General features: G+C 60.1%; 5 protein-coding genes. 1 reads left to right on the forward strand and 4 read right to left on the reverse strand.

Translation table 11 applies throughout. The features are described from left to right. Nucleotides 1-103: 103 nt before the first annotated feature. The 4 genes from Q0K23_RS02335 to Q0K23_RS02350 all read right to left on the reverse strand — a co-directional run bounded on the left by Q0K23_RS02335 (nucleotide 104) and on the right by Q0K23_RS02350 (nucleotide 6,142). Complete coding sequence (locus Q0K23_RS02335) at nucleotides 104-2,920, reverse strand: hypothetical protein (RefSeq protein ID WP_294517404.1); 2,817 nt, start codon at nucleotides 2,918-2,920, stop codon at nucleotides 104-106. Between the two features lie 27 nt (nucleotides 2,921-2,947). Continuing rightward, nucleotides 2,948-4,486 (reverse strand): hypothetical protein, encoded by a 1,539-nt coding sequence (locus tag Q0K23_RS02340; protein WP_294517406.1) that lies wholly within the window; start codon nucleotides 4,484-4,486, stop codon nucleotides 2,948-2,950. Between the two features lie 329 nt (nucleotides 4,487-4,815). Continuing rightward, nucleotides 4,816-5,775, reverse strand: coding sequence for a M56 family metallopeptidase (locus tag Q0K23_RS02345; protein ID WP_294517408.1), 960 nt, complete (start codon nucleotides 5,773-5,775; stop codon nucleotides 4,816-4,818). After that, nucleotides 5,768-6,142: a BlaI/MecI/CopY family transcriptional regulator gene (locus Q0K23_RS02350; protein ID WP_294517410.1), complete on the reverse strand. Its 375-nt coding sequence runs from the start codon at nucleotides 6,140-6,142 to the stop codon at nucleotides 5,768-5,770. The genes Q0K23_RS02345 and Q0K23_RS02350 overlap by 8 nt, the downstream gene beginning before the upstream one ends. Before the next feature lie 686 nt (nucleotides 6,143-6,828). Here Q0K23_RS02350 and Q0K23_RS02355 point away from each other — a divergent pair. Next, complete coding sequence (locus Q0K23_RS02355) at nucleotides 6,829-13,713, forward strand: S-layer homology domain-containing protein (RefSeq protein WP_294517412.1); 6,885 nt, start codon at nucleotides 6,829-6,831, stop codon at nucleotides 13,711-13,713. Nucleotides 13,714-13,717: the final 4 nt, after the last annotated feature.

Genomic DNA, 13,717 nt, shown 5'->3' on the forward strand with positions numbered 1-13,717 from the left:
GTGTCGCGACTTCATTCTACCAGAGATCTGCAAACCATGTCTCTTTTTCTTTTTGCGAAACTTATTCTACCTTATCGGCCAACCTTCAGGCAGAGGATTCAGATCAAGTAAAAAATCCATACCCCGCCCGCAGGTTACACAGACTGTACCCGGAAAGGGTGGCTCCCGGATACAGTCCATAGGCTCCCCCGTTCCACAAGCGGCAGCGCGCCGGTATGGAGTCCGCCGCAGTGCCAGGCAGGTAGAGGTAAAACTCGTTTCCTCCGTCCAGTCCATACGGAATAGAGGCGACATAACGGGTCCCATCCTCCATCCATTCTTCTTCCACAGGGTACCCGGTCGTAATCTCAAGATTTGTAAGCGTGAGCTCGTATCTATGGTCGCCCATGGGAGTGAACATTGAAAAGGCGCCCCGGAATCGACACAGGTAGACTGTATTGGAACCCATATCGCTGTCGCTATACTCTCCGGAAAAGGTGCCGTCCGGAAGCAGTGTCAAGTAGGTCCTCCAGGCGCCCGCTCCGCTGGAGAAGGAGAATGTGAGTCCCTCTTCCGGAATGGGCAGGGTTGTCTCTTCCGGCGGCAGAAAGCCCCGGGAGTCAAACCCGGCCAACAGGGGCACACCGTAATTCATGTCGGAATGATCAGATGGAAAGATATACCGGCGGCGGATGGGCTGCGGGCCGCCGTGCTCCGTTTCGATCACCTGTCCCGGACTTTCTATCTCCAGGGGCACGAAAAACAGACCGGAATAGACCAACTGCCCCGCCTGATCGTCCCAAAGAAAATAAGCATAGTTCACATTGTGGGGAAAGGTCTCATTTGCCAGCAGGCCCAGATCGGCGGAGCCGTCGCCGTTGATATCCTGCAGGTCGGGAGCGCCCGGCACCTCGTCTGTGTCGGTGTGGCGATAGAATCCTTCGTAAAAGTGCTGCCCATCATCCTGTACCGCTCCGGGCGTGATCGTTTGCAGGAGGGAGGCGCCGTCCCGCACTTTTACCTGACGGATCAAAACGGCGTCATCCAAGTCCGGCAAGGGGACTTCCTCAAACTCCAGGGTGAGCGTCCGGCCATCTGACAGGGTGAGGGAATATGTGCTGTAAGAGAAGCCAATATTCAGTTCTTCCTGAGACCCTGCGGCGGAAGTCAGGACCTCTGAAACGGTTCCGTTGGTGTGATTGAAGCGGATGGAAGCTTTGAGATAGAGATCTTTCTCACAATCGGCCCGGGCAACCACAGAGTAGACCGTATCTCCTTCCCCGCTCCATTTCCCCTCCTCCGGGGTAATGGAGGATATCTGCCATACCGCCGACGCATCGGGGATCGCCCAGGGGTTGTACTCCTTTCGGGTGAATTCCTCCAGCCAGGCCCGGATGCCGTCGTAGACGCCCAAGGGCAGATCCTGCTCCGGAACCGGATAGAAGCTTTCCGTGGTATAGGGAATCCACTGGGGACCCTCCCCGTCGTCGGCGGCAGATTGGGACCGCTGGAACAGGTCTACCCCGCCCGGAGCCATGAGCGCCAGATACTCCCCACACCAGGCGTCATAGTCGCTCCGGAGCTGGGAATCGCCGTCCGTAAGGGAGCCCTGCACCGGCCAGGACCAGAGGAGACGTCCCCCTTCCAGCCCGACCGCGCCGTATTCTCCGTAAAGCGACCCCTGATCCATGTGATTGAATGTATATAGTATACCAGTCTTTCCATTCTCCTGGAAGAGGATCGCATGGGCAGCCCCTCCTTGACTGGCAGAAATATAGGGGGTATCAGTAAGCGATCCAGTTGCATCGTCTATGACACCGATCACGAGGTAAGTATTATAAGCATCCTGAAACGTAGCGGCGGCCACGGTATAGCCTCCCTGCCCGTACGCCTGGAGCAGCGTGGGGGACGCCTGGGCCATGGATGGGACGAGTTCCGTTTCGGTGAAAACCATCTGATCGGCCACAGCTCCATACAGCGTCTCCAACTGGCTTCTATCCTGCGCACTGACAGGAGGAGAGAAGCCTCCCTCCGGCGCGCCGCCGTCAAAGAACCACTGCCGCCACAGCGGCGGTTCCAGATCCAGGCACTCCTCTGCAGGCACCAGGGGCTGGAGGTCGGAGACGGCGTACTGGTCATATTGAGTAAAGGAGCCGTCGGACCAGATATAGATGTGTTCCGCGCCGCTGATGGCATCTTCCGCCCCGTCGCCGGCGTCATCCACCCGCGCCGTGAGGTAAAAAACGGGTTGGCCGTCCTGCCCCATGTGGAACCCCTCCAGGGCCTGATTTTGGATACAGACCTGGATATCCGGGATCTCTTCCGCCAGAATGGGGTCATACTGCTCCCCCAATGCTCGGAGCAGCCCCTCCTCTGTCTGCCCGACCATCTCCAGCGCCTGATCCAGCGTGACTTGCACCCCTTCTCTCTTGTCGTAGACAAGAGAAGTGATGTGCCCGGTGTTCAGATCGGTGTGATAGGTATCCCGGAAGAAGAGGAGATTGAGATAGCGCTCTGTCTCCGCCGGATAGAGGAGACACCGGTTTTCGCGGCCTGCCAGGCCGGCATCCTCAGCCGTACCTGCCAGCACAGGCTGATAGAACGCCCGCAGTTCAGATAGCGCCTCGTTGATTTCCGTGACGCCTTCGGTGTGCTTCTCCCCTTCCGGCAGTGTCAAAACAGGGATTTCGATGTAATTACCGTTTTCATCGTAGTACTGCGTGTCCATCACAAGGGATGGAGCAGGTTCTTGCCTCTGGCAGGAGATCAGAGCAAAGCAGCAAAAGAGTATGGCCAAGACGGCAATGGGCAGCAGCCACCGCCCAGGACGCTTGTGCCCGCCGTTAAAGATGTTGCGTATCCGCTCTTTGTTCTCCCGCATAGTGCCCGAAAAACGGGTGGTAAACGGGGACCGCGGCGGCGATGGGACATGTGTGTGCATAAAACCTCCTTTGGCAAGTGGCATGGCTTATGAGATGGGACTCTCTTCCAGGGTATCTGTCGGCCCCATCCAGACCAGCTGCCCCCGTGCATTGAAGGAGTAGGCCTGGTCCCCCTCCTCAAAGCGATGTTCGATGATCCGCTGCTCCTCCGTGTCTATGGTGGGATACCCTTCCAGAGAAAAGGCGTAGCGGAACTGCTGGTTTGCCCCATCCCACACATACCAGGCGTGGGGGTCGTAGTGGGTACTGTTGCAGGGAAGCCCCAGATCCTCTGAACCGTCAAAGTTGATGTCCCGGATGTCCACATTATGTAACATGGCCGCGGCGGAAAAACCGGGGAGGTAATTCTCCTCCAGAATGGTGATCTCCCGTTTGGTATCTTCGTCAAACACATATGGCTCAGGCAGCGGGAGGGAGGGTGTTATGGTCTGGAGCAAGGTATCTCCGTCCCAGATCTCCACCAGGTCGTAACAGGGGTTATAATAGTCGCTCTCCTCCAGCTGAGAGACCGGCCCGGACAGCTTGACTGTCAGTTCCCGGCCGTCGGCCAGGGTCAGGGATTCGGTGTCAATGAACCGCGTGTCGGTCTCCCACACAAGCTCCGCCCCATCCCAGAACAAGCTGCCATAGCGGGTATGCCATTTGTCAGGATACATGGTGGAGATCCGCAGGGTATCCAGGCCGTCCGGGCGGCTATCCAGAGCGGAATCAAATTGCAGCTGGTCGTCTGGGGCCAGGTCGCCGGAGTCCGCACCTTCCATTGTTCCAAGCCTGGCTTTTTCCGTAAGGACCCCGTTTTCCGCGTCCAATATATAATAGGCAGCTGCACCATTGTTGGTAGCGCGGTGGAGCATGCGCAGCACGATGGACTGCCGTTCCGCAGAGATGAGGTGAGCGGGCAGGATGTTCGGACTCCCTGTGTCGTCACATGTCCATGTCAAAGTCGCTCCTGTGCCCAGAGTGGCCTCTGCCACGGCAAGCGCTCCCTGCGGACTGTCGTAGTCAAAGCAGGTGACGATGAGGGAGTCATCTTCCTCTCCCTCCCCGTCCAGGTTGAGCTTCTCATAGAAAACCGAGTAGGTCCCGAAGGGAAGCACCGTGCTCAAAGGGGTTCCCTCCGGATTTTGCGCATCCGGTGCGGCGAGTACGATGGAACCGCTGCGGGCCTCCTCCAGCAGAAGGGACAACGGAACGGTCTCCTCTTTCTCTGCGGAAGATATGGTCACAGTGGTGTCCTCGGGGTGGAAGGTCAGATTGACCAGACGCCAGGGCTCCCCCTTCAGGCCAAAGTGATTGGCTGCCGCCTCTCCGAGCTCCTGTTTCCGTATGGAACCGTCGGGCCAGCGGCGCCAGACACAGATCGAGCCCACGGAGGCATCGTAGTCCACCGGCTCCATCTGTCCATCGCCATCCAGGTCCAGATGAAACACCGCGCCGGAAGTGTCCGCCAACTCAAAGCTGGTCCCGTCGCCAAGCTGCGCCTGATAGGTATACCAATGGTTTCCATCTTCCGTCACTTCGTGACGCACGGTCCCCTGAAGGCCCAGCAGATTGGAGAAGGGCACGGTTTCCTCCCCCGGTCCCGTCAGGGAGAAGACAGGTTTAGCGTCTGTGGGCTGCGCAGAGAGGGTGGTTCGCTCCCCTTCCTCTGTTCGGCAGGACACCAGAAAGAAACAGCAAAAGAGTGTGATCAGAATAGACAGGGGAAACAGCCATCGGCCAGAACGTTTTTCCCCGCCGGTAACGATATTGCGCAGCCGTTCCCGGTTTTCTCCGGCACTTCCCAAGAAGCAGGTGGTAAAAGAAGAACGACAGACAGCATGGGATGTGCGCTTCATCGGAGAAGCTCCTTTCTCGTCTTAATTTTGTGAAATGAGCGGCGCAGGGATGGGCGTCATTTTTTCTCGAAGGACTGGGCGCTCAGCGCCTCCAGGGCGTCCAACACGGTGCGGCCATAGATAGCCCGCCCCGCCTGTCCTCTGGTTTGCAGGACTGCATCATCACAGGCCAGCTCCAGATCATACTCCACCCGGCGGACCATCCACCACATGAAGGGGTTGAACCAGTGGACGGCATTGGCCAGCAGAGCCAGGGCTTTCCACCACACGTCCCGGCGGCGGTAGTGGGTCAGCTCATGCTCCAAGGTGAGTTCCAATTCCTCCCCATGGGTTTCCCTCTGTGGGAGGAGCAGCACAGGGCGGAAAAGGCCGCACAGCATGGGGGAAGCCAGGCCGGGGCAGGAGAGGAGCGCGGGACGGCGGCGCAGTCCCAGCCGGTCCCCCGTCCGGCGGAAGACCTGTATGATTTCCCGATCTGTGACAGGAGCCGCCCAGCGCTTGAGCCACCGGCAAAAGATCAGATGGGCGGCCACATGGCGTACCAGAAGGACAACCATCCCTGTCACCCAGATGGCCAGCAGCATGGCAGGAACGGAAAACGAGTGTACAGCGGCTGCTGCGGGCGTCTGGGGAACTTGGGAGACTTGGGGGGTGGACTGGTGCTGGGGGGATTGGGCGGAAGTGGTGCCTGTGGGGGACGCGGGATTGCCGGCAGCATGTCCGCCATTATCCTGTGGATCGGGCTGCCTCTCTCCGGTCTCCAGAGTGGGCCGGTTTGATACCGCGTGGTCAGCGGGCAGTTGCAGACGGATCAGCGTGGAGGGCGTTTTGACGGGGTTCGGAAGGGCGAACATCGGGACGGGGAGAATCATCAGAAGGCACAAGATGCTCCAGGCCCGGCAGCGCCAGCGGGCGGCATAGCGGTTCCGGCTCATGCGCCCCGCCCCAATGAGGAGCAGCACCGCCACGCCGCCTCCCAGCGACAGCGTGCCCAGGCGGGCGAGAAAATCAGTCATCGGTCTGCCCTCCCTCCAGCTCTTCCAGAAAGGCTCGCAGCTCATCCAGCTCCCGCCGGTCCAGGCCGTCCCTGGCCAGCGCCGCCATAAAGTTCCGCGGCGTACCGTAGAGCCGCTTGAGCACGGACCGGCTGTCAAAGGACAGGTATTCCTCCCGGGAGACCAAGGGCGTATACAAGTTGCTTTTTCCATCCCGCTGGACCGCTACAAAGCCCTTTTCTACCAACCTGGTCAGGTAGGTATTGATGGTGTTGCGGGACCACTGAAAAGAACTCAACGCGTGATCCAGGGCCGAACGGGGCACATCCCTGCCGAGAGACCAGAGGGCCTTCATCACTTCCAGTTCTGTGTCGGGCAGTCGTTTCATATTGCGCTCCTCCAATTGACGTCAATTGTAGTCATCAAGGTTATACTACACAAGTAGTGGTTTTTCGTCAAGTTACAGAGCGGTAACATCCCTCTTCCCCGGACATCCGGCAAAGCAATATTTCCTATATCATCCACTCGGAGCATGCAGCGGCGTCAACAGCGCTCGAGCTGCGGCCAAGGACATACACTGACATGGAATAGAGAATCCGGCAGACATCTTGTTTTATGTAAACATAGTACCCTGGTAAATATTCATCCATAGTGCACATTTATTCTATGTCCGCACATCAAGCATACAGACCTCTCCCCTCCTGGAAGTGTGTTTTGCTTGGTAATACAGCTTTTGCCTATGGTATGTTTAAAAGCGCGGATCGCATTTTATACAAAACTATAACGTTTTTTATCTTAACTCGCGACGTTTATGCCAAATTTTATCTCTTGTTTTTTGGACATTTTATCTATTTAAATGTTTCATGTTTCTTATTTTTCGTATTTACGTGCAGAGCATCTATCTTTTACTCTGTTTGGTTTTTGTAAAAATGACGGTTTTTCATTCGTGGTTCTTGTAAAACATAATCAAAATAGACATATGGGGATATTCTTTCCATACCGTAAATGCTAGAATGATTTTTGAGCGAATGGTTTGGGTGCCGGATCATTTATTGCGTAAAGAAGGAGGAAAAAATGAAAAGTATAGCGAAAAAAGTATTGTCATGTCTGCTCATCATCGCATTATCCTTTTCCATGCTTCCCCTGACGGCCTCTGCAGAAGAGTCCGCCGCTACGGCCTGGACCAAGATATCATTGGAGGACATCTCCGCCGATGATACCGTGGCCGTCACCATGACCAAGGACAACGTCACCTATGTCCTGCCCACGGTCGGGAAGGGCTCACTGTCCCAGCCGCTGGGTGATACCGGCGTAGTCAGCGGCACCACGCTGACCACCCCCGGCGCCAGCTCGGACTATGGCTGGTCCATCGCCTCCGCGGAGGGCGGCTACACCCTCCAGACCGGCGGCGGATACCTCTACATCGATATCTCCGAGAACAAGAACAACTGTGTCCGGATCGGCGATACGGCCGCTGTCTGGACCCTGGCTGACAGCGGGTACCTGTCCGCCCCGGACAGCAACGGCACCACCCGCTATCTGGGGGTCTATACCGGCGCTCCCGACTGGCGGGCCTATGAGAATACCACCGGCAATACCAAAGACCAGACGCTGGGCTTCTGGGTCCTGGACCCCGATGCCACCCCTTCCGAGCTTCCCGACCCCACGGACCCCTCTGAGCCCGAGCCCAGCGAGCCTCCCGTCACATCGGACCCCACCGGTGTGATGGCCGACCTGACCACGGAAATCGGCGACGGTTCCAAGGTCTACATCTACAACTCCAGAAACGCCAAGGTCCTGACCGCCACCGCCAGCGGCAACATGCTGGCTGCCACGGATGGAGTGGTGACAGAGGACCAGCTGGCCGTCACGGAGGATATGGCGGAGTTGGCCGTCTCCGTGGATGCGGACGGCTACTACTCCTTCCAGAATGACGCCGGCGAGTACCTGACCGCCGGGACCGCCTCCAACGTCCTGACCTTTGAGGCCGGTCCCAGCGACTACAGCCTGTGGACTGTGGAGGCGTCCGAAAACGGCAACGGCTTCTTCATCAAAAGCGTAAACGCCGCGGACGACAGCAGCAATCCCTTTGGTCTGGAGTACTACAACGGCAACTTCACCACCTACAAGTTCAACGCCTACAACGGCGCGTTCCTGTTCCAGTTCTATACCACCGGCGCGGGCGGCTTTACCGACGCCCTGGCCGCAGGGGATCAGGTCGTGATCTACAACCCCACCTCCAGCGTGGGCATGTCCAGCCAGCCTCTCAGCGACGACAGCACCCTGGATCTGGCGGGCACCGAACTGATCCTCAGTGCCGACAACAAGCTCTCCGGCTACGGTGAGGAGCACATCTGGACCGTGGATGTCAATGAGGAGGGCAAGTTCAGCTTTGCCGCCCCGGACGGCCGGTACCTCTCCCAGAGCAGCGGCCCCCACGTAGCGCTGGTCAGCGATCCTGTCTTCTGGACCCTCTCCCCGGTGGACGGCAAGACCGATGTGTTCTACGCCAGAGGCAACATGGGCGGTACCCTCCAGTGGGATGCCAACAGCCTCTGCTGGTCCGCCTCCTACAGTTCCAGCGAGGAGAACTGCGGCGTCCAGTTCTACCGGGTCACCGGGACCGCCCAGCCCTCCAATGTGGTAGCGGCCCCCAAGGCGGACGTGAAGTCCGGCGTGGTCTACTCCGGCACCGAGATCTCCTTCACCTGCTCCACCGAGGGCGCCACCATCCTCTACAAGGTCAACGACAGCGCCGAGTGGACCGAGTACACCGGCCCCATCGCCATCACCGAGGACAGCGTCTTTACCGTCAAGGCCACAAAGGCGGACATGGAGGACAGCCGCGAGGTCTCCTTCGAGTACACCATCTACGTGCCCCCTGTGCTGGGTGAGGACCAGGCCCAGCTGGTGACCGACGTCTCCCAGCTGGTCTCCGGCGACCAGATCCTGATCGTCACCAGAGACCTGGACTACGCCCTTGGCACCTCCCAGAAGGCCAATAACCGGGACCAGGCCACTGTCATCAAGGCATACGACAAGCTCAGCTACGATGAGTTTGCCCAGATCATCACCCTGGAGTCCGGAATCGAGGAGAACACCTTCGCTCTGTACGCCACCAACGGCGACAACACCGGCTATCTCTACGCCTCCCCCGACAGCGGAAACCTGCTCCGCACCCAGGCGGAGAAGGACATCAACGCCTCCTTCACCATCACCATTGATGAGGACGGCAGCGCCAACATCACCTCCAAGATCGACAAGAAGGCCAACACCATCCGCTACAACACCATCGGCATCTTCTCCTGCTACGGCGAGGGCTCCCAAAAGCCGGTGTGCATCTACAAGCTGGACGGCCAGGAGCGGCCCGGCCTGCCCGAGGAGAACGACCAGGTGGTCATCTTCAACCAGGCCGCCAAGGGCGTGCTCTCCGGCATGACGGGCGACATCTCCGACGTGTACTCCTGCTCCATCTCCTCCGCCAGCGCCGTAATCAAGGCCGGCCAGGCTGAGTGCGACAACGGCGCGGTCATCTTCACCGTGGAGAAGAGCGGCGACTACTACCGGTTCCACAACGAGTCCTTCGGCTATCTGTGCTCCACCGGCACCGGCAACAACGCCTACTACTCTCAGGAGGCCTCCGAGGACGCCGACTGGGTGGTGAGCGAGTACAACGGCGGGTACAGAATGGGCAGCAGAACCGCTACGTTTGACGGAAACACCCAGTACCTGCAGTACTTCTCCGGCGGTTTCACCACCTGGGGCATGTACGCGGTTACCGACCGCGACGTGTTCACCTACCACTTCTACCCCTGCTCCAGCGACAAGATCACCGACGGCGTGGTGAACGATCCCCAGGCCGTGTTCGGCAATCTGGCGCCCGCTTACGCCGGGCAGAGATACCTGCTCCACTTCACCGTGGACGCCCTCTTCGGCGTGAAGGAGCTGACGGTCTCCCTGGGCGACACCGAGCTGACCTATACGGTCTCCGACGGCCGCTACACCGCCACCATCCCCGCTGAACTGATCACCGGCGAAAACCTGGTGGTCACTGTGACCGGCCTTGACAACAAAGACGTGGCCATCCACTCCACCGTGGAGATCGAGGTCAAGGACGAGCCCGGCATCTCCCAGGTCTCCCCCGCCGCCAACTCCCAGACCAGAGAGGACAAGCGCCCCGAGATCTCCGCCGTGCTCACCAACGTGGGCGAGAACCCCACCGTCACCATGGCGGTGAACGACGCGCCTGTGGATGCCGTCCTGGACGGCGGCAAGCTGACCTACAAGCCCAACGCCGACATGGCGGACGGCCGCGTCACCGTCACAGTCACCGTCACCCGCACCGACGGCAAGAGCACCAGCAAGACCTGGAGCTTCACGGTGGGCGAGTCTGACTACCAGCTCTATTTCGGCCAGCTCCACTCCCACAACGGCGAATACTCCGACGGCTCCGGCACCCTCAGCGGCGCGCTGGAGTACATTGCCTCCCTGCCTGAGGAGGCCAACGTGGACTTCGTGGCCTTTACCGACCACTCCAACTACTTCGACAAGTCCGGCGAGGCCAACCCCGAGGAGGCCCTCTACGACCTGAGCAAGGCCACTGCCTACAGTCAGGAGCGCTGGACCACCTACAAGAACACCATCGCCGAGTTCAACGTCAGCCACTCCGACATCATCGCCATCCCCGGCTTTGAGATGACCTGGTCCGGCGGCCCCGGCCACATGAACACCTTTGTAACCGAGGGTATCGTCTCCCGCAACAACACCACCCTGAACAACAAGACCTCCGACGCCGGTTTGCGGGCCTACTACGACCTGCTGTCCCAGCCCGAGGGCGCCGACTCCATCTCCCAGTTCAACCACCCGGGCACCACCTTCGGCAACTTCACCGACTTCAGCTACTGGAGCCCCGAGGCCGACAGCCGCATCTACCTGGTGGAGGTGGGCAACGGCGAGGGCCAGATCGGCAGCAGCGGCTACTATCCCAGCTATGAGCAGTACACCCTGGCGCTGGACAAGGGCTGGCATCTGGCCCCCACCAACAACCAGGACAACCACAAGGGCAAGTGGGGCAACGCCAACGACGCCCGCGACGTGGTCCTGGTGGAGGAGTTCACCGAAGAGGGCATCTACGACGCCATCCGCAACTACCGCGTCTACTCCACCGAGGACAAGAACCTCGAGATCACCTACATGGTCAACGATCTGCCCATGGGCACCATCATCGAGACCGTCCCCGACACGCTGAACTTCGACATCACCGTCATGGACCCCGACGACACGGACTCCATCGCCAAGGTGGAGCTGATCGTCAACTCCGGCAAGGTGGCCTACACCTGGGACGCCCCCGATGAGCTGGCCACCGGCATTCTGTCCGCTCAGCTGACCCCCAACTACTCCTACTACTATGTCCGCGTGACCCAGGCCGACGGCGATCTGGCCGTCACCGCGCCTGTGTGGGTGGGCGAGAGCCTGATGCTGGGCATCTCCAGCGTGGGCGCCAGCACCTCCGCTCCCGTCACCGGCGAAAAGGTCGCCATCAACACCCAGCTGTACAACAGCGAGGATTCCGACGCGCTGGTGAAGAGCGTGACCTATACCACCAACGGCTCTCAGGTCCTTTGGGTGGACAACACCACCTACACCCTGCCCGCCGGCGAGACCCTGGACCTGTCCTGGGACTACACGCCTGACGCGGCCAAGCTGACCACCATCACGGTCACCGCAGTGGTGGAGCTGGAGAGCACCGAGTACACCTTCTCCTCTTCCGTGGAGCTGGATGTCCAGGACGCCTCCTCCCTGACCTATATCGGCGTGGACGCCTCCCACAGCAACGAGTATGTGAGCGGCTACAACAAGGACCTCATGGGCAACTTCACCACCCTGGCCAACCAGTCCGCCATCCGTGTGGAGCTGCTGACCTCCTCCGAGGCCCTCATCGCCGCCTGCGGCGATACCAGCAAGTACACCGCCATCCTGCTCAACACCCCCTCCCGCCGCCTGTCCGAGGCAAAGGATTACTCCGAAGCCGAGCTGGCCGCTCTGGTCGCGTTCCATGACGCCGGCGGTACGCTGATTATCACCGGCAGCGGCGACAGCAACGACAAGGCAGAGCCCCACGTGGCCGCCACCCAGAACCGTGTTCTGGAGGCGCTGGGCTCCGCCCTCCGACTGGCTGACGACGGCACCTATGACGACGCCTCCTTCAGCCTGTCCCTCAGCGCTTACGGCGAAAACGCCCTCACCGACGGTCTGACCGACGCGGACCTGTTCAGCTACTACGGCGGCTCCTCCATCTACGCGGTGGACGGCGACGGCGCCGCTGTCTCCGTGCTGCCCGACACCGTCTCCCCCGTGCTCTACGCCAACAGCGCCACCATCTCCAAGGACGCCGACAGCGACGGCTTGGGCGGCGACACCGTCAAGTACCCCTACGCCGAGGGCGACCAGCGCCTGCTGGTCATGGCCATGGAGCAGCAGGCGGACAAGGGCATGATCCTCGTCGCCGGCGCCGCCTTCATGAACGACTTTGACCTGAAGATCCCCGCTGAAAACGCCAACAACGCCTTCTGTGAGAACCTGTTCGAGGTGCTGAACCCCACTGAGATCACCCCCATCTCCCAGGTGAAGAGCCAGAGCGAGCTGGGCTACAGCTACACCGTCGAGGGCGTGGTGACCTCCAACGCCTCCGGCTACGACCATGAGACCGCCTTCTTCGACTGCATCTACGTCCAGGACGAGACCGGCGGCATCAACCTCTTCCCTGTTGACGGCAACTACAAGCTGGGCGATGTGGTCCGCGTCTCCGGCATCACCAGCGCCTATCAGGGCGAGATCCAGCTGAGCGTGAGCTCCATCGAGAAGGTGGGCGAGGTCCAGCCCGTGGCTCCCACCGCTGTCACCGCCGCCCAGATCAACGACCGCTCCGTGGAGGGCATGCTGGTCACCATCAAGGGCACTGTCGTGAACATCACCACGGCCAACGACCTGGTGGAGTCCATCTACGTCCAGGACAGCTCCGGCGCAGTGGCCCGCGTGTTCATCGACGGCTACATCACTGCCGGCAAGGCCATTGAGAATCTGTCCACCGGCTGCACCATCGAGGCCACCGGTCTCGCCTCCTATGACGACACCTATGCCGTGGCCTACGACAACTACGCCCGCATCCGCGTGCGCGACCGCGGCGAGATCACCTGCACCGCCAGCAGCTACGAACCCGTCTACTGCTCCCACACCCAGACGGAGATCCGCAACGCCAAGGAGGCCACCTGCACAGAGGACGGCTACACCGGCGACACCTACTGCAAGTTCTGCGGCGCCAGAATCGCCAAGGGCTCGGTCATCCCCGCCACCGGCCACAACTATGTCAACGGCGTCTGCACCGTCTGCGGCGATATGCTGGTCACCGCCTACGCCGACCTTGACACGGGCGCCTGGTACTACGAGCACGTGGCCTATGTGACTGAGGCCGGTCTGATGCAGGGCGTCGGCGGCAGCGCCTTCGCCCCCGATATGACCATGACCCGCGCTCAGATGGTCACCATCCTCTACCGCTATCTGGATGTGGACGAATCCGAGCTGGAAGGCCTGGACAACCCCTTCACCGACCTGAAGGACGACTGGTACCGCGACGCCGCCGTCTACCTGGCCCACATCGGCGTGGTCAACGGCACGTCCGACACCACCTTCTCCCCCGACGCGGTCATCACCCGTGAGGAGATGATGACCATGCTCTACCGCATGAGCGGCGTCAAGACGGAATCCGACGGTTCCAACCTGGATGTCTTCGCCGACGGCGGCGAAGTGAGCAGCTTCGCTGTGGAGGCAATGGACTGGGCGGTTGAAAACGGTCTGGTCAACGGCCTTGGCGACGGAACCCTGGCGCCTCAGGGCCTGTCTACCAGAGCTCAGGCCGCAAAGGTGATCCACTGCTTTATCCTCTTGGAGGACGCCGAGTAATTCC

Source organism: uncultured Pseudoflavonifractor sp. (genome assembly GCF_944387275.1).
Taxonomy (GTDB): Bacteria; Bacillota; Clostridia; order Oscillospirales; family Oscillospiraceae; genus Pseudoflavonifractor; species Pseudoflavonifractor intestinihominis.